The following is a 21,231-nucleotide window of genomic DNA, read 5'->3' on the forward strand; positions in this document are numbered from 1 at the left end:
CGCGTGCAGCGCACCCGGTTCCGGCGCAATCCCGAGCAGTACCTCGCCAACTTGGAGCAACTGGCCGATCAGCTGGCTTTGCCGTCCTAGAAAAAAAGGCCCCGGTCCTTGCGGAGCCGGGGCCTGTGAATCGTACTAATCGAGGAAGTGCAGCTGCTTCCTGCAAGCTACGCCGCCATCTTGCCCGCCCTGCGCAGCGAGCGCGTTGTAAAACGCCGCAGCACGCTGGCCTCGGGGTGCTGTAGCGGCTCGCCGTGCCGGCGTAGGCATCGGCCTGCAGAGCGGCTGTTGAAACGTCCACGCCCTCAGACTCGCGCCTGCGGGGCGTAATTCGTGCATGAATGAAGGCTAAAAGCTGAAGATTTCATTCAAGCATTGTGATATTGCGGATTGAAGCGAGGCACCCAAAATTCACAAATTCTCTTGTTGCCCATGGCTTTGCACATAAGTGCAGAAGAAGCCGTCTGTCCCACAGAAAATTTTCGGTGCTTATTTAAATTTGGATGCTTCATAAATATTGGTCTTTCGGGAAATCAAGAAATGTAATGTAAGCGCATTTTTTCCAACGTAGTTGCTTGTAATCCGAGTGGCACTTATGCAGCGCGATGCATATGCTCGCTGCACGCCAGCGCGCCGGTAATCTGGCCTAAAAAGATCGCTGTCGCGTCTTGGCGGGTGTGCTTAACAAAAAGAATGGAGAAAAATTATGCGTACCTCCGACAAGCACCTTGATGCGGCAAGCGACATGTGCAGGCATGCAAGCTATCTACTCTCATCCACCCAAGCAGAGGGCTGCCGACGGCAAGGGGCAAGACTGCTTAACTTGCATTGTTGTTTTGATCAAACCAAAGTGGCCGTGCATTTTGGCCACTAGAGCGTTGTATGGCATATGCCAGCGACGTCGCCAATGCTTTAAAAGCGGACCCTTTGCGCCGCTGAGAATGCAAGGCAGAACTAATCAATATTTCTCTGATGCTTCCAGTCTTCTATTTTTGAAGGACCAATACATGGATAACCCGAAATGGCTCCGTCACGATGGAGGTATTTCACGAATTTATGCAAAACCTCAGATTATGACACTGGCAGTAAATCCCGGAATTGCAAAAGCTCCTGACAATAATTTGAGAACAAAAGATAAAATTCAAGATAAGTTTCGACCTCTGCCTTGTGTAAATAAACTTCTCGCCAAACTCGGCTGCCGAAGTATAGATGCGGCTCAACAGAGTCTACTACATCCAAGTGAGTTGAAAAATGGAGACTGTGGTGAATGAGCAAGAGCTGAGATAAGGCGAAAGCGTACAGTTGTATGTAATTTTTTATGAAGGACCGCTTGTTGCCAAATAAGAAATATTTGGCCCACCATTTTGCAGGCCTGAACAGGCCTTTGTCGGGGCATGGCCCACCCTGGTTCGTCAGAAAAAATTCCGCTCGGATAGCATCGAAAACAATAATGAGTGCTAGCCAAAAAATAAAGAGCCGGAACGATGTTTTATTTCGACATGCTGGTAGTGCTTGCAAAGCACTCTGCAATCAACCACGCGTCGAAGCAAGGTTTTAAACTGGTTCGTGCATTGTCGTTGTGCCGCAGCGAGACGCATGCTGCATCAAGCCGCCGGCGCCTGCTGCCACTTGGTCCAGGCGTTCAGCACTGCATCGGCTTGTCGCACCAGCGGCGTATCCGCGCCTTCTGCACAGCGCGCGCGCAGTTGCGCCAGCGCCTCCACTTCGTGCGGCTGCGCCGCACTACTTGCGCACAGCCCGACCAGCGCTGCCAATTCGCTCCAGCCCGCCTGCTGAACCTTCGCCTCCAGTAGCGCCTCGCGCAGGCTCGCCAGCGCCGCCGCGCCGTCGCCGCGGCCGTGGGCAATGCGCGCCTGCAGCAGCCGCAGGTCCGGCAGCAGGATGCGATCGCCCACGCGCCGGGCCAGCGCCAGCGCCTCGTCCAGCCGCGCCTGCGCGTCGTCCCAGCGCCCGCACAGGGCGGCGGCATCGGCTGCGGCACCCAGGACCGCCGCCAGCCCGGCGCCGATGCGGCCGAGGCTGAAGGCGCGCTGGTAGCCGTCCACGATCAGCGCGTAGCCGTCCTGCGGCTGGCCCTGGCGCGCCAGGGCCCAGCCGCGCAGCCAGCGCGCCGGGCCCTCGCCTTCCACCACGGCGTGCTCGCTCACGAGTTGCTGCAAGGCCTCGCCCAGCGCCTGCACGCGCTCCACCTCCTCCTGCCGCAGCGCCAGCATCCCCGTGAAGGCCAGCGCCAGGACCCGCGCCAAGGGTTGATGGACGCTCTCGGCCCGCGCCAGCGCCACTTCGGCCTCGGCCCAGGCCTGGTCCGGGAAGCCCAGGTGCGACAGCACCAGCGCCATGCGCGCGTGCATGGATACGCCCAGGTCCACGATGAAGGCCGGGTCGTGCGCCGGGTCGGCCAGCTCGGCGAACACCTGTAAACCCTCTTCGAGCCAGCGCCGCGCGCCCACCAGGTCGCCCTGGAACGACACCACCGTCGCTTGCAGGTTGCACGCCGACACGCGCAGCAGCCGGTCGCCACGCAGGGCGGCCAGCGCGCCGATGCGTGTGGCCAGCGCCAGCGCCTGGTCGTACTGGCCGCGCGCCAGGTAGGCCCAGCCGGCGCCCAGCTCCAGCGCCCGCGACGTCAAGGCCGGCAGTTGGCCGGCCAGCTCCTGCGCGCGCTCGAAAGCCGCCACCGTCTCCGGCGCCGCCACGCCCAGCAACTGCGCCGCCGCCGTGCCGCGCGGTCCCAGCAGCGCCATTTCCAGCGCGTTGCGATCAACGCCCTCGGGACAGCGCGGCAGCAGTGCCAGAGCCTGCGCCGTCAAGGCCATCGCCTCGCCCGGCGCGAAGTGCTGCAGCGCGCTCTCGGCCGCTGCGGCGTAGTGGCGCAGCGCGGCGGGGATGTCCAGGCCCAGCTCGCAGTGCGAGGCCAGCTCGGCCGCGGTGACGGCCGCGCCCGCGGCCCGGTCCGCCTCCAGCGCCCGCGCCACGCGCCGGTGCAGTTGCGCGCACGTGGCCGCGCCGATGCGCTGGTGAAAGACCTGCCGGTACAGCGCGTGGCGGAAGGTGTAGCGCGCCTGCAGCGAGCCGTCGGCCAGGCTGTCCAGGGCCACGTGCGTGAGCCACTGCTGTTGCCGGGCCAGGTGCTCGCAGCGCCCGGCGATCCAGCCGGCCTTCCGCTCCAACGCCGCGCCCACCGTCGCGGGCCGGAATTCGGTGCCGCAGACGCTGGCGGCTTCGAGCAGCGCGCAGTCCTCGCCCGACAGCCTCGCGATCTGCTTTTCGATCACGCCCGCCAGGCTCTCGGGCACCGGCTCGTGCGCCCGCGGCACCGCTGTCATTGCTGACTCGGCGCCGGACGGGCCCTGCGCTTGCAGCTCGTCCACCACGTTGACCAGGAACAGCGGCAAGCCGTCGGTGCGCCCGTGCAGCGCGCGCACGAAGGCCTCGGAAGGGCTGCGGCCCGGGCAGCGCTGGCCTATGAAATCGGCCACCTCGCGCTCGGAGAAGGGGTCCAGCAGGACCTCCTCGCACAGCCGGTGCAGCTTCAGCTCGTGGCGCAGCGCCTTGAGCGGATGCTCCTCGGCGATCACCTCCGCCAGCCGCAGGCTCGCCAGCCACATCAGCCGCGCCGGGCCGCGCCGGCGCGCAACGTGGTCGATGAGCTGCACCGTGGCCTGGTCGCTCCAGTGCAGGTCTTCCGTCACCAGCAGCAGCGGGCGCTGAGCGGTGCAGCGGTCCAGCAGCTCGCCCAGCTCGCGCAGCATGCGCTGCTGGCCCACGCCAGCCAGCTCCTGGCGCAAAGCCTCGCGCGCGGCGGCGTCAGGCAGCAGCCAGGGCAGCTGCAACAGCCAGGTCGGCGCCACTGTGCGCAGCAGCGCAGGCAGCGCCGGCTCGGCGCGGCACAGCGCGCCCAGCGCCTGCAGCACCGGCAGGTAGGGCTCGCCGGCGCCGTACTGCTCCACGCACTGGCCGTGCGCGCAGGCGGCCTCGGCCGGCAACCCGGCCATGAAATGCTCGATCAGCGTGGTCTTGCCGATGCCGGCCTCGCCCGTGAGCCACACGATCTGCCGCCGCCCGGCACCGGCATGCCGCCAGGCCGCCGACAGCCGCGCCAGCGCGGCCTGGCGGCCGATCAGCGGCGCGGCGGGCGGCGCCGGCAATGGCGCTTCGGCGTCCGGCCCGCTTGCGGCCGGCATCGAGATCGCCGCCGCGGCGGGTGGTTCCGGTACCACTGCGGACGCCTGCACGACGCCGATGAAGCGGTAGCCCCGGCGCGAGGCGGTCTCGATGTAGCGCGGCTGCCGGGCGTCGTCGCCCAGCGCGGCGCGCAGTTCGCTGATGGTGGTCTTCAGCACCGAATCGCTGACCCAGCGGTGGCCCCAGACGGCATCGAGCAGCACCTCCTTGGTGACCAGCCGCCCCGGCTGCCGCGCCAGCGTGCACAGGACGCCGAAGGCCTTGGGCGGCAGGGCCAGCGGCTGGCCGGCGCGCATGAGCCGGGCCTGGCCCTCGTCGAGCTCGAAAGCTTCGAAGCGCAAGCGCAGCGCGTCGTCTTCGTCGTGCATGAGGGGCCCCCCGGGGTGGTGGCGACGCGGGGATTCTGTGCCTCGCCCCGGGGTCCGGCAGCCATGGCCCTGCTGGTGCAGGCCGGACCGAAGCCCGACCGCAACCGGACGACTTGCCCGCGCCGCCCGCCTAGCCTTGCTGCATCGGTGGCCGGGCTCGCGCCGCCGGGCAGCCGCAGCAGGAAGGGCGCCGCGATGACCGATGGGCTCAAGGAATTCTGGAGCGACCTTGCCACGGAGCTGTTCGACCAGAAAGGACTGGACACGGTCTTTTCGCATGCGCGAAACGTCGTCACCGGCGCCGTGATCGTGGCCGCCGGCACCTGTGCCACGCACTTCGACGGCAACACGCCGCTGCCCGGCGGCTGGAGCCTGCACTTCGCGGGCTACGCGGTGACGGTGGTGGGCGTGCTGCTGTTGCTGCTGAACCTGCTGTCGGGCCTGCGCAGCCTGGCCCGGCGCCGGCATCCCAGGCTGCTGCGGGCGCTGACGATCCTGCTCTACGTCGGGATGTCGGTGCGGCTGGCGCAGGTGCCGGTGCTCGTGCGTGCCGCCATGTAGGCGCGGGGCGGTTGCCGCCCCATCTTCTGCGCCACCCGCTGGTCGAAGCGGTGGCGGTCGATGACGCAGCGCTCGTGCCGCCCACGGCTGATGAGGTCCACGCCGTCGTGGGCCTCGACCTCGAACAGCAGCCGCCGCCCCTCGACGCGGATCAGCTTCACACGCACCAGCACCTCCAGCCCGGGCGGCGTGGCCGCGCCATGGCTGACGTGAATGTGCGTGCCAAGCGTCTGCTCGTGCGGCGCCTCCAGGAACGGGTTCACGGCCTGCATGCAGGCCCATTCCAGCAGGCCGACCAGATAGCCGGTGGCGAAGACCTGCGGCATGGCCTGGAACTCCGGCGCCTCGGGATAGAGCGCCGGCACGGTCTTGGTGGTCGGGATGCAGAACAAGAACGCGTGTTCCAGCCCGGTTTCAGGGAGTGTCTTCATCGGTGGTCCTTTCTCCAGCTTCACGGGATAGGCACATCGACCCGGCCGGCCTACTTGAGGACATAGCCGCGCCCCTCCATGCAGGCGCTGAAGGCGCGCTCGTACTTCACGCGCTTCTGGTCGCGCATCGCCTGCTGCTGCCGCGACTGCTCCGCCTGGCGGGCCTGGGCCTGCGCCGCGCTGCCGAGCACGCCGATGGCGGCGCCACGGCCGGCGTCGTGGCTCACCAGCTCGCCCACGGCGGCCCCGCGCAGCGCGCCCTGGGCCAAGCCGGCGCCGGGCGGCGCAGCGCCTGCGGCTGCGCCGGTTGCAGTTGTGGTGGATGCGGCTTGAGACGGGTCGTAGCCCGACTGCTGCCGGGACCAGTCGTGGCACTCGTAGCGGTCCTTGTCCTGCTGCCGTGCGCTCTGGCCCTTGGCCGGATAGATCACCGGCGTGGAGGCGGTGCCCGGCGAGCCGTTGGCCGCCGAAGCTTGCTGGGCCTGGACCAAGCCGGCGCCGCTGCCGACCACGAAGGCGCAAGCCACGGCGCGGGCCGCATGAAATGACAAGGTCTTCATCGGTATGTCTCCTCGTGGGGTGGCCGAGCTCAACGCCCGCCGCAGCTCACCGGCTGGCCCGCAGCGTCGGTGCAAGTCAGCGAGCGGCTGACGCCCGCGCCCTGGCTGTAGCGCGTGCTGCCGTCCCAGGTAACGCCGGTGCGGGCGTTGGTGACGGTGGTGTCCCGCTCGCCGGAGGCCGTGCCGTCGGCATAACGCGTGTAACTGCCGTCGCGCGATGCGCTGCCGTTGGGGCCGCTGGCGCCGGCGTGGCCGCTGGCCGTGGCGCTGCCGTCGGCCGAGCGCTGGAAGCGGCGCGTGCGCACGCCCTGCCCGCCCGCGTCGGTGCTGAAGCCCCCGGCGCTGCCGGCGGCAACCTGGCCGTTGCCGTCGGCCACGAGGCCGCGCTGGCTGACCGCGGCGGCATGTTCACCCTGGACCTTGAAGCGGCCGGCGGCGGACAGGGGTTCGGCTTGCGCGGTCTGCACGGCGAAGGCCGCGACGGCGACGCAGAGGGTGGCGAGGTAGGCGAGCTGTCTCATGGAAAGGCTCCTGGCTGAGGAGCCCCAAAGCTAGGCAGCGCGCCGGTCGAAGTCGTGAGAGAACGGTCGGGCTTCGGTCAGGCGTCGCGGCGCCGGGCCCGACCGAAGCCCGACCCGGCCCTGACGACTCGGCCACCACGCCTACCTAGCCTGGATGCGACGGCAGCGTATCGGCTTCGCTGCCGCGGTTACCTCTCACGCCCACCGGAGCCCCGCGCCATGAAGACTCGCCACGCCACCGCCCTCGCCTGCACGCTCCTGGCCGCCGCCTCGCTGGCCGGCTGCGCCAGCCCGCAAGCCGCGCCGCAGCGGGCGCCCGCCTTGGCCTCGCTCACCTGCGAGGCGCTGCGGGAGGATATCGCCCGTACGGAAGCGGCCCGCCGCGCGGCACTGGACAAGCAGCAGAGCGCCTGGAAAGCCGTCGTGCCCTTCGCCGTCGCGGGCCGCTATGCCAGCGGCAAATCGGCGGCGACCGAGGCCGAGCAGCGGCTGGCTGCGCTGCGGGCCGGCTTGGTGGACCAGGGATGCACGACGGATGCGGCCGGCTGATGCCGGCGCCAGGCACAGGCTTCAGTCCGCCGCCGCCCCCGGCGCCCACCGCGCCGCCTCCAGCAGCGCATCGGCCCGCTGCGCCAGCGCGCCGCCCGTACCCTCCACCACACAGTCGCACGCCTGAGCCAGGCCGGTCACATCCGCTGCCCCCGCATCCGCCAGCCCGCACAGCGCCACGGCCGCCGCCAGCGCCGGCCGCCAGGCCTGCTGGTCACAGGCTTCAGTTCACGCTGCCTGCAGCGCCGCCGCGGTGGGCGGCGGCATGCTCGATGAGCGTTGTCTTGCCAATACCGGCCCCGCCCGTGAGCCACACGAGCTGCCGCCGGCCCGCCAAGGCCCGCTGCCAGCCGGCCTGCAGGCTCGCCAGCGCCTCGCCCCGGCCAACCAACGGCAGCCTTGCCCCGGATGTCAGGGCAGCAGTGTATGCGCGCAATTAACCACGTCTTGAGGACCGTGACGGCTGTTGAGAAGGTACGTGCCCACGTAGGCAGATGGGCACGTAATGTCAGACAGTCATCTTTCCGAGTTGGCGCAGCGGCTGGTCATCGGCCACAAGCGTGACGGGCGCAGCATCTACGACGAGGGTGCCAAGCACGAGCTGGTCATGGCGTGCCTGGAGCCGGGCGCGTCGCTGGCCAAGATCGCACGCGCATGCAGCGTCAATGCCAACCAGCTCGCCAGCTGGGTACGGCAGCACGAACGCTCAGTGGCACAGAGCACGCCGCCCAGCGGCGAGATCGTGGAGGCCCAGGCACCGAACTTCGTGCCGGTACGCATCGAGCATCCTGAACTGGCCACGGCCGAACCGGTGGTGAACTTGCAGGCCCGGCTGCCCAACGGCGTCGTGCTGGACCTGCGCGGCTGCGACCTGGACCAGGCGTGCAGCGTGATCGAGGCCTTGGGGAGGCTGCGGTGTTCCGCTTCAACGAAGGGCTGAAGGTCTACCTACACCGCCCGGCGGTGGACTTCCGCATGGGCATCAACGGCCTGGCACTGCTGGTGGAGCAGTCGCTGGGGCTTAACCCGTTCGCCGAGTGCGTGTACGTGTTCCGCAACCAGCGGCGCAACCGGGTGAAGATCCTGGGCTGGGACCGCAACGGGTTCTGGCTGCTTTTTAAACGGCTCGAGGCCGATAAGTTCGTCTGGCCCGACGAAGCGGCGGTGCCGACGCTGACGGTGGAGCAGTTGCACTGGCTGCTGGAGGGCATCAACGTAGCCGCCGTGAGGCGGCATCCGCAGCGGGTGTACGAGCACGTCGGCTGACGCGCTGGGGTGACGGCCGGGTGCTGCAGCGGTACCGGCCACGGCGAAGTTCTCGCACAATGGGGCGTCCCACCGGCCCAGCCCGACGCCACGAGAACAACGCCGCCGATGCAGCAGATGCCCAGCGCCGAAGAGTTCCAGGCCCTGCAGCAGGCGCTGACCGAGGCTGCCTGCCGCAACGAGGCGCTGGTCGGCCAGCTGCGCGTGGTGCGCACCGAGCGTGACCTGCTGCAGGAGCAGCTCAACCGGTTCAAGCGGCAGCTCTTCGCTGCCAAGAGCGAGGTCCGCGGGACCGAGCAGAAGGACCTGTTCTTCAACGAGGCCGAGGAGCTCGGCGCCGGCGCTGCCCCAGCCGCTGAGGAAGGCTGCGCGCAGGACGGCGACAGCGTCGACGTGCCGGCGCACAAGCGCGCCAAGCGCGGCCGCAAGCCGCTGGACCCAGCCTTGCCGCGCGAGGTCGTGCGCCACGAACTGCCCGAGTCCGAGCGCGTGTGCCCGCACGACGGTGCCACGCTGCAGGAGATCGGCGTGGAAGCCAGCGAGCAGCTCGACATCATCCCGCAGCAGGTGCGCGTCATCCGCCACGAGCGGGTGAAGTACGCGTGCCCGTGCTGTGACGGTGGCCTGCGCCTGGCGGCCAAGCCCGCGCAGGTCATCCCCAAGGGACTGTTCACCGAGGGGCTGCTGGCCTGGGTCATCACCTCCAAGTACCTCGACGGCCTGCCGCTGTACCGCCAGGCGGCGCTGCTGGGGCGCTTCGGCGGCACGGATCTGTCGCGCAACACCATGGCCGCGGGCATCGTGCGCGTGGGCCAGGCTGTGCAGCCCCTCATCAACCTCATGCGCGACCGGCTGCTGGAGGCGCCGCTGATCTACGGCGACGAGACCGAGATCCAGGTGCTCAAGGAGCCCGGGCGAAAGGCGCAGACCAAGAGCTACATGTGGGTGCAAATGACCGAAGGGTCGGGGACCGACGGTACCGGGCCGCCGATCCGGCTCTTCGCCTACTCACCGTCGCGCAGTGCTCAGACCGCGCTGGATCTGTATGCCGGCGTACATGCGGGCAGCGTGCTGATGAGCGACGGCTACGATCCCTATGACAACGTCGCTGAAGCCAACAAGCTGGTGCACTTGGCCTGCTGGGCGCACTGCCGCAGGCGGTTCAACGACGCCGTGCAGGCGCTGGCCAAGAACAAGCGTGGCCCCGACCAGGTGGCTGTGCAGTTCATGGACCTCATCGGCCGGCTGTACCACGTCGAGTCGGTGGCCAGGAAGGACGAGCTCAGTGCCAGCGCACTAAAGCAGCGACGTCAGCAGCAGAGCGTTCCGATCCTTGATGAGATTGAGCGACTGCTGCTGGCCAAGCTCCACACAGTGATGCCCAAGTCGCTGCTGGGCAAGGCGCTGCACTATGCCCACGGACAGTGGTCCAAGCTCAAGCGCTATGTTGATGATGGCAACTACGTCATCGACAACAATGTGTGCGAGAACGCGATCCGTCCGTTCGTAGTCGGCAGACGGGCATGGCTCTTCAGCGACACAGTGGCCGGTGCCAACGCCAGTGCGAACCTGTACTCGCTGCTGCAAACCTGCATCGCCAACGGCATCGACGGCTACTGGTACCTGCGCCGGCTTCTGACCGAGTTGCCCAAGGCCAACACCGTGGACGACTACGAGGCGCTGCTGCCCTGGAACCTCGGACCGACGGCGAGCTGACCGCCGCTGCAGCCTGGCAGCAAGCATATCCAGCGCTCGTCCGCCAGTACGGGGAAGATTGCGCGCTTACGCAGCAGTGTCCGCCGCCGCCGACATCGGCACCCGCACCCGCACTGCGGCGGCCAGGAAGCGGTAGCCCCGACGCGAGACGGTCTTGATGAAGCGCGGCTGGCACGCGTCGTCGCCCAGCGCGACGTACAGCTCGCTGACGGTGGTCTTGAGCACCGAGTCGCTGACCCAGCGGTGGCCCCAGACGGCATTGAGCAGCGCGTCCTTGGCGAGCAGCTGGCCCGGCTGCCGCCCCAGGGCGCACAGCTGGCCGAAGGCCTTGGGCGGCACGGCCACGGGCTGGCCGGCGCGTGTCTGCCGGGCCTGCGCCTCGTTCAGCTTGAACACCTCAAATTGCAGGCGCAGCGTGTCGTCAGGCGTGGGTGTCGGACCGGGTAGTGGTGACCGGCGCATCGTCGCCCCCTGCCCTGACCGAAGCCTGACCCAAGCTTGACCCGCTCCCAACGACTCCCAGGCCCCCGCTGCCTACCTTTGCCGCACCGGTGGGCACGACACACCGGCCGCCCCAGGAGTCCGACATGAACGCCACCACTACTGCCTACGAGCTGCGCTTCGCCTCCCTGCTGTCCGAAGGCTGCGCGCTGAGCTTCCCCTGCGACGCCGCCGGCCACGTCGACCTGGACACGCTGGGCGAGCACGCCCTGGTGAGCTACCTCTACGCCCGCACCACCATCGGCCACGACTTCTCCCGCCCCTGCGTGCAGCCGCAGGCGCTGCACTGATCGCCGGGGGAGCGAACGCCATGAGCCTCAGCACCCAGGCGAGCCACCCCAGCCGCCGCAGCTACGTGCTCAAGCTGCACCGCGATGCCACGCCCGAGAGCGGGCTGCTCTTCGGCCGCCTCGAAAACATCGCCACCGGGCACTGCTTCGTGTTCGGCAGCGTCGCCGAGCTGCTGCGCTGCCTCGCCAGCGACACCGCCCGCGGCTCCAACACCGCGCCCCCCGTCACCCTGGACGGCGTCAGCGATCCGGACCCGAACCCGACCGTTTCCTGACGATTCCGACGGCCCCGCCGCCTACCTTGGCTTCACGCCTTCAGGAGCCCCGCGCCATGAATCCGAACACTTCCCTCCGCTGCCTTGCCCGCGCCGCGCTGGTGGCCTGCACCCTGTCGCTGGCGGCCTGCGCCTCGTTTCCCGAGCGGGAGCCCCGCGCGCAGATGAAGCCGGTGCAGCGCCACGCCGCCGCCCAGGCCTTCAGCGCCCCCGCCGCCGCCTGGCCCGACGAGCGCTGGTGGACGCTCTACCGCGACCCGCAGCTCGATGCGCTGATCGCCGAGGCGCTGGCCGACGCGCCCAACGTCGCCGTGGCCGAGGCCCGGCTGCGCCGCGCGCAGGCGCTGGCGCAGGTGTCCGGCGCCGCCACCCGGCCGCAGGCCACGCTCAACGCCTCCGCCTCGCAGCAAAAGCAGAGCAGCAACTACCTCAGCCCTGCCGCGGCCACGCCGCAGGGCTGGAACGACTACGGCCGCACCTCGCTGGACTTCGCCTGGGAGCTGGACTTCTGGGGCAGGAACCGCGCGGCGCTGGCCGCCGCGACCTCCGAGGCGGAGGCCACCCGGGCCGACTTGGCCCAGGCGCAGCTGACGCTGGCGACTTCCATCGCCTCGGCCTACGCCGAGCTGGCGCGGCTGTTCGCCGCGCTGGACACGGCGCAGTCGGCCCTGGAGGTGCGCGGCAAGACCACCGAGCTGTTCGGCCAGCGCCGCGCCAACGGCCTGGAAACCCTGGGCAGCGTGCGCCAGGTGCAAGCCCGCCACGCGGCGGCCGGGGCCGACGTCCAGGCATTGGAGGAACAGCTCACGCTGCAGCGCCACCGCATCGCGGCGCTGATGGGCGCGGGCCCCGACCGCGGCCTGGCCATCCAGCGCCCGGCCGTCGACCTGTCGCGTCCTTTCGGGCTGCCCGAGCGGCTGGAGGCGGAGCTGCTGGGCCGGCGGCCGGACGTGATCGCCGCGCGGCTGCGCGCCGAGGCGGCCGCGCGGCGCATCGATCAGGCGCAGGCGGCCTTCTATCCCAACGTCAACCTGGTCGCCTTCATCGGGCTGCAGTCGCTGGGGCTGAACATGCTCGGCAGCGCCGGCTCCACCATCGGCAGCGTCGGCCCGGCGGTGTCGCTGCCGGTCTTCGACGGCGGGCGGCTGCGCGGCCAGCTGCGCGCCTCGGACGCCGAGTACGCCGAGGCCGTGGCGAGCTACGAGCGCACCGTGGTGCAGGCGCTGCAGGACGTGGCCGACGCCGCCGCCAGCCGCCGCGCGCTGGGCGGCCAGCTGCAGAAGACCGGCGAGGCCGTGGACGCCTCGCGCGAAGCCTGGCGCATCCAGAACGAGCGCTACGAGGGCGGGCTCTCCACCTACCTCGAAGTGCTCAGTGCCGAGGACACGCTGCTGTCCAACCTGCGCACCTTGTCCGACCTGCACGCCCGCGCCTTCGCGCTGGACGTCGCGCTGGTGCGCGCCCTCGGCGGGGGCTACGCCGCTGCCGCCTCGTGAGCACCTCCTCCCGCCCCGCACGCCCCGACCACCCTATCCATCCCCAGGAGCCCGCCATGTCGAACATGCCCCTCGAACCGCAGATCGTTGAAACCGTGCTCGCCGCCGAGCAGCAGGAACAGCGGCAACGCAACCTGAAGCGCCGCAAGCGCTGGATGCTGGTACTGGCCGCCGTGGTCGCCAAGGCCGGGCTGGGTTACGGCGCCTATGCCTGGATGCACGCCGCGCGCTTCGTCTCCACCGACAACGCCTACACCGCGGCCGAGACGGCGCAGGTGACGCCGGCCGTGGGCGGCATCGTGCGCGAGGTGCGCGTGGGCGACACGCAGGCCGTCAAGCAGGGCGAGGTGCTGGTGGTGCTGGACGACACCGACCTGCGCTTGGCGCTGGAGCAAGCCGAGGCCGAGCTGGGCCGCGCGCTGCGCCGCGTGCGCGGCTACGCCGCCAACGACGACAGCCTGGCCGCGCAGATCGCCTCGCGCGCCTGGGACTACCAGCGCGCCGTGGCGCAGCGCGCCTCTGCCGGTGCCGACTTCGAGCGCGCCCGCGTGGACCTGCAGCGCCGCGAGGCGCTGGCGGGCTCGGGGGCGGTGTCCGCCGACGAGGTGACCAAGGCGCGCAACGCCTTCGACACCGCGCGCGCCGCGCTGGCGGGGGCGCAGGCGGCGGTGGACCGGGCGCAGGCCGACCACGGTGCGGCGCGCGGGGCGCGCGAGGCCAACGCGGTGCTGATCGCCGGCACCACGGAGCGCGACAACCCCGAGGTGGCGCTGGCGCGCTCGCGGCGCGACCAGGCGCGCGTGAACCTGGAACGCAGCGTCGTGCGCGCCCCGGTGGACGGCGTGGTGGCCAAGCGCTCGGTGCAGGTGGGCCAGCAGGTGCAGGCCGGCGCGGCGCTGCTGTCGGTGGTGCCGCTGGCGCAGGTGCACGTGGACGCCAACTTCAAGGAGGGCCAGCTGGACAGGGTGCGCCTCGGCCAGCCGGTGGAGCTGAGCTCCGACCGCTACGGCGAGCACGTGAAGTACCGCGGCGTGGTGGCGGGGCTGTCCGGGGGCACCGGCGCGGCCTTCGCCACCATCCCGGCGCAGAACGCCACGGGCAACTGGATCAAGGTCGTGCAGCGCGTGCCGGTGCGCATCGCGCTGGACCCGGCCGAGTTGGCGGCGCGTCCGCTGCAGGTGGGGCTGTCGATGACGGCGAGCATCGACACGCGCTCGGAGGCGGCGGCGCCGGCGGGTGAGCGCACGGTGCTGTCCATGAACGAGGCCGGCGGCGTGCGCCGCTGATTTCGAGGCAGAGGCCCGCCATGTCCACCCCGTACTCCTCCGCAACCTTCGCCGACGCCCCCCTGCGCGGTCCCCTGCTCTGGTTCGCCGCCATCGTGCTGGCCACCGCCAACTTCGTGGCCGTGCTCGACATGACTATCGCCAACGTCTCGGTGGCGAGCATCACGGGCAGCCTGGGCATCAGCAGCAGCCAGGGCACCTGGATCATCACCTCCTACGCCGTGGCCGAAGCCATCGTCGTGCCGCTCACCGGCTGGCTGGCCGCTCGCTTCGGCGCGGTGCGCGTGTTCGCCACCTCGATGGCGCTGTTCGGCCTGTTCTCCGCGCTGTGCGGCATGGCGGGCTCGCTGGAGATGCTGGTGCTGGGCCGGGTGCTGCAGGGCCTGGCCGGCGGGCCGCTGATGCCGCTGTCGCAGACGCTGCTGCTGCGCGTGTTCCCAGCCGAGAAGGCCACCGCCGCCACCGCGCTGTGGGCCATGACCACGCTGGTGGCGCCAGTGGCCGGGCCGATCCTGGGCGGCTGGCTCTGCGACAACTACGCCTGGCCGGTGATCTTCACCATCAACATCCCCATCGCGCTGGCCTGCAGCCTCATCGCCTGGCGGCTGCTGCGCCGCTACGAGCTCGCGCTGGAGCGCAAGCCCATCGACCTGGTTGGCCTGGCCCTGCTGATCGTCTTCGTGGGCGCGCTGCAGTTGATGCTGGACCTGGGCAAGGAGCACGACTGGTTCGAGTCCACGCAGATTTGCGCGCTGGCCGTGGTGGCCGCGGTGGGCTGCTGCGCCTTCCTGATCTGGGAGCTGACCGAGGCGCACCCGATCGTGGACCTGCGCGTGTTCCGCCACCGCGGCTTCGTCGTGGGCGTGATCACGCTGGCGCTGGGCTACGGGGCCTTCTTCGGCGCCAACGTGCTCACGCCGCTGTGGCTGCAGAGCTGGATGAGCTACACCGCGACCTGGGCCGGCATGACCACGGCCTGGAGCGGCGTGCTGGCCATCTTCTGCGCGCCGGTGGCCGGGGCGCTGATGAGCAAGCTCGGCGTCGATCCGCGGCGGCTGATCTTCGCCGGCGTGCTGTGGATCGGGCTGGTGACGGCCTTTCGCAGCCTCTCCACCACCGACATGACCTACTGGCAGATCGCCATCCCGTTGCTGGTCACCGGCATCGGCATGCCCTTCTTCTTCGTGCCGGTGACGGCCCTGGGGCTGGGTTGCGTGGAGGAGGACGAGACGGCCTCGGCGGCGGGGCTGATGAGCTTCCTGCGCACGCTCTCCGGCGCGGTCGCCACCTCCGTCGTCACCACGAGCTGGGAAGACCGGACCAGCGTGATGCACGCCGAGCTGGCGGGCCTGGTGGACGTCACCGGCGAGACCGCGCGCACGCTCAGCGCCTCGGGCCTGGGCCCGGACGCCGTGCGCGAGTCGCTGGACCGGCTGCTGCAGAGCCAGAGCGTGATGCTCGCGACCAACGAGATGATGGGACTGGTGGCGGCCTCCTTCCTGCTGGCAGCGCTGGTGATCTGGCTGGCGCCCAAGCCCACGCGGGCCTTCGACATGGCGCAAGCGGGGCATTGATCAAATCCGTCGTGACGATAACCAAAGACTTCCCGCTGGAGGCCATTGAGCATGTGCCGGCGCGCCTTGATTCGAATGGCAGCCCACTTCGGCGCACTTGCAGTGTTCTGTGCAGTATCGCTGCCGGCGCTGCTCCTGATTTTCTTCCTCCACCGTCACCCTGGTCAGGCTACCGGTGCCATCAACCTCTGGCGGACCAACCCTTTCCCGGCTATTCGCGCAACAGGGCCTGTTTACGATGATTGTTTACTGTCTACTCCGTCCTCACGGAAAGCCGCTAATGCTCAGCGCGTCGACTTCGAGATTCCCCGGTCAAAAAGTATTATTCGAATTCGGCATTAAGATACGCATCAGGGTCGAAGTCGGCGATGCCAACGGTGCCGAAATGAGTAGGCGTGACATAAACAATGTGCCCACGTGCACGGTGCAGGTTTTTTGCATGAAGCTTGACCTGTTCAGATCTCGTCAGTTGCCACGTATCATTTAGGCGTGAATATTCAAATCGGAAAGTGCTGCTTCCATCCCAGCCGCGTTGACGTACCGAAAAACCTTCAAAGTCGGCCTCGATAGCTTCCAGAGGATCATGCATGTCGCTACCGCAGGTGCTGCACCGAATGATCCTGTCATTTCGCTTCGCAAGCCGGAGTTTTTGAGATGGCTCCCTGACAATGAGAAGAAACGGCCTCTGGCCTTCTTCCCAATCCGACTCCTGATCTTCGCTTGTCTGCTTCTCCAATACCAGGATGTAATCGAGCTGACCATCGCCGTTCAGGTCTGCACTGCGCAACGCAATCGGCGTTGTGCCTGCCTCGACAAAAGGTTGGACTTCAACCGGTAGCCATGCTTCAGGCAGCAAGCTCGCTTGGGAGTGAGCCAACGCCGGAACCGAGGCAGCCAGGAACAATGCAGCTTGCTTCATTGACAAACCGGCCGTTATCGAGCGAGTGAGTAAGCTGAGGTAGCTGCAAACGCAGCTTCATCACTGGACATGGAAGGCAACACTGCGCTTTCAGCCCTGAAGAGTGCTCCTGCACTTCTGCTTTGGCCAGCAGCATATATAAATGGTCAAGTTCGCCAAGATCACGGGCTTGTACTTTTATCAATCATCGCGATTAGGATTTTCCATCGCCTCTGTACGAAGAAATTTTTCGAGTTCTCAGATGGATCGCGCAAGCGCTGTCAGCAACACGAAAGCTTAAAGATTCAAGGGTGGTTTTAGGTTAAGTGAATACTTACCTTATTTGAGAGAGGCTGTATGGTTGCAAATACTTTCGCGGCGAGGTAGCAGTGTGGGGTCATTTCATGTTTTTAACCAAGCTAGCGTCCAGCGCCTATAGACTTGCCGCCATTGCACAGGAACGTGACATTGTTCACGGTTCTGGATATCACCAAATTGCCAGTGTGCGATGCCGATCAGAGAAGAGGATAAATCTCCGTCGCTGCGGCCAATATTATTTGTCACTTTTTTGGGTCTAATCATCGCCTTGAAAGCCTCTTGCAGGTCTTCTTCAAGGTTTTCCTGTCCAATTCGCGGTCGTTGACCCTCCAGGCTTGGCTGAGGGGTTTCAACACGCAGTTCTTGGACACCCGGGTGCCGTCGTTCAGCGTCGGTACTGCCAAACAAGTACTGCTGACAATGAATACTGCTGCATCGGTTCAAGGACGCGCGAAACTCTGCATCCTCACGACGCTTCTTGCGTTGACCTGTAGTGGCCCTGGTGCCATCGCACAAGCCAATGGACCTGGGCAACCAGCCCCTCAGCACAAGCCCTCCTCGGCCGCTACCGCTTCGCTGAAGACGACCACTGCGGCCAGAAAGCCGGCAAACAGTGCAGCGGAAAAGGGCGCACTCGTTCACTTCATCATGGCCGAGTACCGCACTACCAGGGCCCTTGCCTCGCGCATCGTCAACGCGGCCTATTCGGCCGGTGCCCGGTACCAGTTGTCTCCTTCGCTGGTGCTGGCCATCATCTCGCGCGAATCAACCTTCAATCCGCGGGCTGCCAGCGGCTACGGCGCTCAAGGCCTGATGCAGGTCGTTCCGCGCTTCCACATGGACAAGCTCCAGGACAGCCGTGTCGCTAGCGCCCGGGCCTCTTTGTTCCATCCCGAGACGAACATCGACGTCGGTACGCGCATCCTGGCCGAGTACATCGAGCGGGCGTCCGGACTGCATGCTGCGCTGGTGAAGTACTCTGGCCAAGCGCCCCGCTATGCGGAAAAGGTGCTGCAGGCCCACCAGACCTTTGAGCGCGTGCGCCAGGCGGCCGGGGAAGACACCAGCGAGACGGTCTGATTCTCTGCTGTGTGCGCTGCGCCAGCAGCGCTTGCCAAATCAAGACCGCAAGCCGTGTCCAATCCAATGCTTGGCCGGAAGAATTCGCAGGATCGGTCGCTGGCAACTCTGTCCGTGTCGCATCGGCGTTCCGTTTACTGCTGTCCAAAGCTTCTGCGGTCCTCAGGCGTGGTCTCCTTTGAGGGTCTTTCGGCGCCCGCTCGCTGTCGCTGATGGCCACGACTTCAGTTCATGTGCCATTGGAAGGCCGCCTGATGGAACTACAGCGTGTCAACGCGGCACAACCGCCCGTCAGCGGAGAAAAGCCGGTCGGCAGCAGCTACGACCCTAACGACCAAAGCGCGTATGCCACGCCGGTAATGACGGAGCCATAGCACAGCAGCATGCCAAGGCTCAGCGCGATATCTGTGGAACGCATGCCATTTCTCCCCTCATCATGAAGCCAAGCAAGCTGCACGGAGTTCCCGCCCGGTACAGCAATAATTAGGGTCGCATTGAATGACGCGCGTGTTCAAGGCCGCACCGCCGCCGCCAAAGTGGAGGCCCTCGGCGACGGCGGTGGGCTGTCCCTACGGCGTTCCACGCGAGTGCATTCGCGCTGCGCTCTTCCCCTTTGCCCTCAAGTCATATGCTGCGACGCACAACTTTTCTTGGCAAGGGCAGCACGGGAAAGTCCCAGGGTTGATGCCTGCCTCGGTGGCGGCAATCGCCTTCAATTTACCGGGGCCGGCAACGTCGGTTCACCGTTGCGCCGCCACTGGCGTTGGGTAGGGAGCCGAACCACAGCTGCATCCTTCCGAGGTAATTCAAGAAGGCCGCCCAGCAAGCAGAAGGTGGCTACGAGAACGGTGCCTGCAGCTCTCTCACCTCGCTACAGGCATCGTCACCGTGAAGCCAAACGTGCTGCCCTTGCCAGGTTCGCTCTTGACCTCCAGGCGCCCGCCCATCACGTCCACCAGGCGCCGCACGATGGACAGGCCCAGCCCCATGCCGCCGAAGCGCCGCGTGGTGGAACTGTCGGCCTGCGCAAACGGCTGGAAGATGCAGGCCTGCTGTTCAGGCGCAATGCCGATGCCCGTGTCTGTCACGTAGAAACGCAGCGTGGCCCGAGCGGTCTCGCTGCTGGTCTGCCGCACGCTCAGCACGACGCTGCCCGACGGCGTGAACTTCACGGCATTGCTCATGAGATGGAAGAGCACCTGCTTCAGGCGCAGGGGGTCGCCGATCAGCTGCGCGGGCAGCCCTGGCTCGACATCGAGCCGCAGCGCCAGCCTCTTGGCATCCGCCCGAGAGCGCACCGATGCACAAATCCCCTCGAGCAGCGGCGCGAGCTCGAAGCGGGACGCTTCGAGCCTGAGCTTGCCGGCTTCGATGCGCGAGAGGTCCAGCACGTCGTTGGTGAGCGCCAGCAGTTGCTCGCCAGCCTCGTGGATGTGGCGGACGAAGCGGGTTGTATCCCGAGGCAGCTCCTGTCGTAGCAGCAACTGGCTCAGTCCGATGACAGCGTTGAGCGGTGTCCGTAGCTCGTGGTTCATGTGGGCCAGAAAAGCCGTTTTGGCCCGCGTGGCGGCCTCGGCTTGTTCCGCGCGGCGCTTGAGCTCGTGCTGCATGTCCTGCAGCTGCTGCTCGCGCGCCTTGCGTTCGCTGTTGTCCACCAGCGTCGCACGCAAGGGCGTGGCGGCTGATCCAGTGCCCGGCGCGGTGACCATGCTCAGCAGCATGGGCATCGTGCTGCCGTCCTCGAACATGAAGTCCAGCTCCTGGTCCATCACCCTGCCCTGGCGCAGGGCGGCATCGATGCAGTTCTCCAGGGTTTGGCGGCTGGCCGGCACCAGGAACTCGCGCAGGTCATGGCCCACCAGTTCGTGGCGCGCGTGGCCCAGCATCCCGAGCAGGGTATGGTTGGCCTCCAGGACCGTGCCGTCGCCAGCCAGCGAGACATAGCCGCAGGGCGCCTCATCGTAGAGGTCGGAGATGGTCCGGGCGCGCTCGAGCAGCGCCGCATTGGCCGCCGTCAGCTCGGCGGTACGCTGCGCGACCAGCCGCTCCTGCGCCTGGAGACTGCCCGTCAGGGCATCCATGCCCTCTGCCATGCGCCGCTCGTGGACCAGGGACACGAAGCAGATCGAGCCAAGGGCGATCATGACGGCACCGGGCACCAGCGTGAAGAACTGCGCCACCGAGAGCGAGCCCGGCATGAGCGCATCCATACTGCTGCTGAGCCCCAGCACCGTGCGCAGTGCAAAAGCCGCGGACAGCACGGCGTAGCACAGCAGCGCCGCCAGCGTCGATGCAGAGCGACGAGCGCGCAGGCGGCGCAGCAGCAACCACGCCGTCATGGCCAGCATCACGGTGAACGCGAGGGAGATGGTGGTGAACGGCACCTGGCGCGGCAGCCCAAGAACATAGCCGGCCAGCACCCCGCTCATGCCAAAAGCTGCCAGGGCTGCAGTCCACTTGCGCTGCGGCGCCGCACCGAGCAACCGGACATGCGCCTCATGACTCCAATGCGGCAGACCGAAAGCCAGTGCATTGGCCAGCACGAATGTCAGGAACAGCGGCGCTCGCCCGCGCAGGAAATAGAGCAAGAACGCGCCGCCGACCGCAGCCATCGCCTTGCTCCACGCCACGAGAGCGGTCCGGTACTCGGGCAGTGCACGAGCAAAGCCCAGGAATACGACAGCCATCAAGAGCCCGAGGGCTCCCAGCGAGAACAGCAGCGTGTGCGGGTCCAACACGCGAGCTTCAATAGTAGCCAAGGACAATTACCACGATTTGCATCAACGCTCAAGGCAGCCACGGCATGTTGCCATTCGCTGCTGACGCTGCAAACCGGCAGCAATTGCTATGGCGCAAAGCTGTTGATCAAGGAGGCAGCAGGCCGATCCATCCGCATCCCAAGGAGCCAGCTGGCACGCGCTGGCACTGGTGGCCCCGGACGACTTGCCCACCGCAGCGCGGCTGCGACGAACTGTGCAGCAGTAGTGGGTTTGGACAGAAAACGGCAAGCTGGAATCCATCTTGCCGCGACGTGGCAATCAGAACGCTGTCCAATCGTCAGTGACCGTGCGCGAAAGTTCGCCAACTCGGGGCTGTTGAGCCGCGCGCTTGAAGTCGGTCGGCTTCGCATTCACCGCACGGTCGGGTGCCCGATGCGTGGACTCGGCCACCGCTGCAGCGCCGTGCGCGCCACCCTTGCCAATGAGCTTGAACACGGCCACCGTGCCAACCAATTGCTGAGCCTGCGACCTCAAGCTTTCTGCTGCCGCAGCGCTTTGCTCGACCAGCGCCGCATTCTGCTGAGTGGTTTTGTCCATCTCGGACACGGCCTCGCC

At 67.3% G+C, this 21,231-nt stretch carries 20 protein-coding genes and 1 pseudogene; 12 read left to right on the top strand and 9 right to left on the bottom strand.

What is annotated here, in order from left to right; genetic code table 11:
- The first annotated feature begins 1,007 nt into the window (after nucleotides 1–1,007).
- Nucleotides 1,008–1,271: a hypothetical protein gene (locus tag H537_RS52995; protein WP_156901771.1), complete on the top strand. Its 264-nt coding sequence runs from the start codon at nucleotides 1,008–1,010 to the stop codon at nucleotides 1,269–1,271.
- Between the two features lie 333 nt (nucleotides 1,272–1,604).
- Here the strand turns inward: H537_RS52995 and H537_RS56520 are convergent, their stop codons facing one another.
- The gene (locus tag H537_RS56520; protein ID WP_028998775.1) at nucleotides 1,605–4,574 is read right to left on the bottom strand and encodes an ATP-binding protein; all 2,970 of its coding nucleotides are present in this window, start codon (nucleotides 4,572–4,574) and stop codon (nucleotides 1,605–1,607) included.
- A gap of 195 nt (nucleotides 4,575–4,769) precedes the next feature.
- On the opposite strand from H537_RS56520, the gene H537_RS0116580 reads away from it, so the two are divergent.
- Nucleotides 4,770–5,135, top strand: a complete 366-nt coding sequence (locus H537_RS0116580; protein WP_028998776.1) for a hypothetical protein — start codon at nucleotides 4,770–4,772, stop codon at nucleotides 5,133–5,135.
- Here H537_RS0116580 and H537_RS43605 read toward each other — a convergent pair.
- Genes H537_RS43605 through H537_RS49380 form a run of 3 tightly spaced genes read right to left on the bottom strand, consistent with a single transcriptional unit; the run spans nucleotide 5,075 to nucleotide 6,647 of the window.
- Nucleotides 5,075–5,566, bottom strand: a complete 492-nt coding sequence (locus H537_RS43605) for a thioesterase family protein (protein ID WP_211235022.1) — start codon at nucleotides 5,564–5,566, stop codon at nucleotides 5,075–5,077. The genes H537_RS0116580 and H537_RS43605 overlap by 61 nt on opposite strands.
- A gap of 50 nt (nucleotides 5,567–5,616) precedes the next feature.
- Entirely contained in the window at nucleotides 5,617–6,126 is a 510-nt protein-coding gene (locus H537_RS43610; protein WP_051242789.1) for a hypothetical protein, read from the bottom strand.
- A gap of 29 nt (nucleotides 6,127–6,155) precedes the next feature.
- Entirely contained in the window at nucleotides 6,156–6,647 is a 492-nt protein-coding gene (locus H537_RS49380; RefSeq protein WP_051242791.1) for a hypothetical protein, read from the bottom strand.
- Between the two features lie 219 nt (nucleotides 6,648–6,866).
- Here H537_RS49380 and H537_RS0116600 point away from each other — a divergent pair, with 219 nt between their 5' ends.
- A complete protein-coding gene (locus tag H537_RS0116600; protein ID WP_028998777.1) occupies nucleotides 6,867–7,196 on the top strand; it encodes a hypothetical protein in 330 nt (109 codons plus the stop codon).
- 223 nt (nucleotides 7,197–7,419) lie between these two features.
- On the opposite strand, the gene H537_RS56795 is transcribed toward H537_RS0116600, so the two are convergent.
- Nucleotides 7,420–7,632, bottom strand: a complete 213-nt coding sequence (locus tag H537_RS56795) for an ATP-binding protein (protein ID WP_084150727.1) — start codon at nucleotides 7,630–7,632, stop codon at nucleotides 7,420–7,422.
- Between the two features lie 69 nt (nucleotides 7,633–7,701).
- On the opposite strand from H537_RS56795, the gene H537_RS0116615 reads away from it, so the two are divergent.
- The 3 genes from H537_RS0116615 (at nucleotide 7,702) to tnpC (ending at nucleotide 10,178) form a co-directional block, all read left to right on the top strand.
- Entirely contained in the window at nucleotides 7,702–8,136 is a 435-nt protein-coding gene (locus tag H537_RS0116615; protein WP_028998778.1) for a transposase, read from the top strand.
- Nucleotides 8,112–8,462 (top strand): IS66 family insertion sequence element accessory protein TnpB, encoded by a 351-nt coding sequence (gene tnpB, locus H537_RS0116620; protein WP_028998779.1) that lies wholly within the window; start codon nucleotides 8,112–8,114, stop codon nucleotides 8,460–8,462. Before H537_RS0116615 ends, tnpB begins: the two co-directional genes overlap by 25 nt.
- 108 nt (nucleotides 8,463–8,570) lie before the next feature.
- Entirely contained in the window at nucleotides 8,571–10,178 is a 1,608-nt protein-coding gene (gene tnpC / locus H537_RS0116625; RefSeq protein ID WP_028998780.1) for an IS66 family transposase, read from the top strand.
- 66 nt (nucleotides 10,179–10,244) lie between these two features.
- On the opposite strand, the gene H537_RS0116630 is transcribed toward tnpC, so the two are convergent.
- On the bottom strand, nucleotides 10,245–10,574 hold the full coding sequence (locus tag H537_RS0116630; protein ID WP_028998781.1) for a winged helix-turn-helix domain-containing protein: 330 nt from the start codon (nucleotides 10,572–10,574) through the stop codon (nucleotides 10,245–10,247).
- Between the two features lie 191 nt (nucleotides 10,575–10,765).
- Here H537_RS0116630 and H537_RS0116635 point away from each other — a divergent pair, with 191 nt between their 5' ends.
- From H537_RS0116635 to H537_RS0116655, 5 genes are read left to right on the top strand one after another with little or no spacing between them, the layout of a single operon-like run.
- Nucleotides 10,766–10,969, top strand: a complete 204-nt coding sequence (locus H537_RS0116635) for a hypothetical protein (protein ID WP_028998782.1) — start codon at nucleotides 10,766–10,768, stop codon at nucleotides 10,967–10,969.
- 20 nt (nucleotides 10,970–10,989) lie between these two features.
- Nucleotides 10,990–11,244, top strand: coding sequence for a hypothetical protein (locus tag H537_RS43620; RefSeq protein WP_051242794.1), 255 nt, complete (start codon nucleotides 10,990–10,992; stop codon nucleotides 11,242–11,244).
- Between the two features lie 56 nt (nucleotides 11,245–11,300).
- Nucleotides 11,301–12,740 carry an efflux transporter outer membrane subunit gene (locus H537_RS0116645; RefSeq protein WP_028998783.1) on the top strand — a complete coding sequence of 480 codons (1,440 nt, stop codon included), beginning with the start codon at nucleotides 11,301–11,303 and terminating at the stop codon, nucleotides 12,738–12,740.
- A gap of 56 nt (nucleotides 12,741–12,796) precedes the next feature.
- On the top strand, nucleotides 12,797–14,026 hold the full coding sequence (locus H537_RS43625) for an HlyD family secretion protein (RefSeq protein ID WP_084150729.1): 1,230 nt from the start codon (nucleotides 12,797–12,799) through the stop codon (nucleotides 14,024–14,026).
- Between the two features lie 20 nt (nucleotides 14,027–14,046).
- Nucleotides 14,047–15,600, top strand: a complete 1,554-nt coding sequence (locus H537_RS0116655; protein ID WP_028998784.1) for a DHA2 family efflux MFS transporter permease subunit — start codon at nucleotides 14,047–14,049, stop codon at nucleotides 15,598–15,600.
- Between the two features lie 322 nt (nucleotides 15,601–15,922).
- Here H537_RS0116655 and H537_RS53000 read toward each other — a convergent pair whose 3' ends face one another.
- Nucleotides 15,923–16,519, bottom strand: coding sequence for a hypothetical protein (locus H537_RS53000; protein ID WP_156901772.1), 597 nt, complete (start codon nucleotides 16,517–16,519; stop codon nucleotides 15,923–15,925).
- A gap of 576 nt (nucleotides 16,520–17,095) precedes the next feature.
- On the opposite strand from H537_RS53000, the gene H537_RS51210 reads away from it, so the two are divergent.
- Nucleotides 17,096–17,896: a transglycosylase SLT domain-containing protein gene (locus H537_RS51210; protein ID WP_084150730.1), complete on the top strand. Its 801-nt coding sequence runs from the start codon at nucleotides 17,096–17,098 to the stop codon at nucleotides 17,894–17,896.
- An 863-nt stretch (nucleotides 17,897–18,759) separates the two neighbouring features.
- Here H537_RS51210 and H537_RS49385 read toward each other — a convergent pair.
- Both H537_RS49385 and H537_RS0116670 read right to left on the bottom strand, forming a co-directional pair.
- On the bottom strand, nucleotides 18,760–20,634 hold the full coding sequence (locus H537_RS49385) for a sensor histidine kinase (RefSeq protein ID WP_156901773.1): 1,875 nt from the start codon (nucleotides 20,632–20,634) through the stop codon (nucleotides 18,760–18,762).
- 300 nt (nucleotides 20,635–20,934) lie between these two features.
- Nucleotides 20,935–21,231 (bottom strand): annotated as a pseudogene (locus tag H537_RS0116670) (methyl-accepting chemotaxis protein); the annotation flags it as partial.

The organism is Azohydromonas australica DSM 1124 (assembly GCF_000430725.1).
GTDB lineage: Bacteria > Pseudomonadota > Gammaproteobacteria > Burkholderiales > Burkholderiaceae_C > Azohydromonas > Azohydromonas australica.

Coding starts and splice junctions, on each gene's coding strand:
- H537_RS52995 (WP_156901771.1), top strand. CDS start 1,008: ATGGATAACCCGAAATGGCTCCGTCACGATGGAGGTATTTCACGAATT.
- H537_RS56520 (WP_028998775.1), bottom strand. CDS start 4,574: ATGCACGACGAAGACGACGCGCTGCGCTTGCGCTTCGAAGCTTTCGAG.
- H537_RS0116580 (WP_028998776.1), top strand. CDS start 4,770: ATGACCGATGGGCTCAAGGAATTCTGGAGCGACCTTGCCACGGAGCTG.
- H537_RS43605 (WP_211235022.1), bottom strand. CDS start 5,566: ATGAAGACACTCCCTGAAACCGGGCTGGAACACGCGTTCTTGTTCTGC.
- H537_RS43610 (WP_051242789.1), bottom strand. CDS start 6,126: ATGAAGACCTTGTCATTTCATGCGGCCCGCGCCGTGGCTTGCGCCTTC.
- H537_RS49380 (WP_051242791.1), bottom strand. CDS start 6,647: ATGAGACAGCTCGCCTACCTCGCCACCCTCTGCGTCGCCGTCGCGGCC.
- H537_RS0116600 (WP_028998777.1), top strand. CDS start 6,867: ATGAAGACTCGCCACGCCACCGCCCTCGCCTGCACGCTCCTGGCCGCC.
- H537_RS0116615 (WP_028998778.1), top strand. CDS start 7,702: ATGTCAGACAGTCATCTTTCCGAGTTGGCGCAGCGGCTGGTCATCGGC.
- tnpC (WP_028998780.1), top strand. CDS start 8,571: ATGCAGCAGATGCCCAGCGCCGAAGAGTTCCAGGCCCTGCAGCAGGCG.
- H537_RS0116635 (WP_028998782.1), top strand. CDS start 10,766: ATGAACGCCACCACTACTGCCTACGAGCTGCGCTTCGCCTCCCTGCTG.
- H537_RS43620 (WP_051242794.1), top strand. CDS start 10,990: ATGAGCCTCAGCACCCAGGCGAGCCACCCCAGCCGCCGCAGCTACGTG.
- H537_RS0116645 (WP_028998783.1), top strand. CDS start 11,301: ATGAATCCGAACACTTCCCTCCGCTGCCTTGCCCGCGCCGCGCTGGTG.
- H537_RS43625 (WP_084150729.1), top strand. CDS start 12,797: ATGTCGAACATGCCCCTCGAACCGCAGATCGTTGAAACCGTGCTCGCC.
- H537_RS0116655 (WP_028998784.1), top strand. CDS start 14,047: ATGTCCACCCCGTACTCCTCCGCAACCTTCGCCGACGCCCCCCTGCGC.
- H537_RS53000 (WP_156901772.1), bottom strand. CDS start 16,519: ATGAAGCAAGCTGCATTGTTCCTGGCTGCCTCGGTTCCGGCGTTGGCT.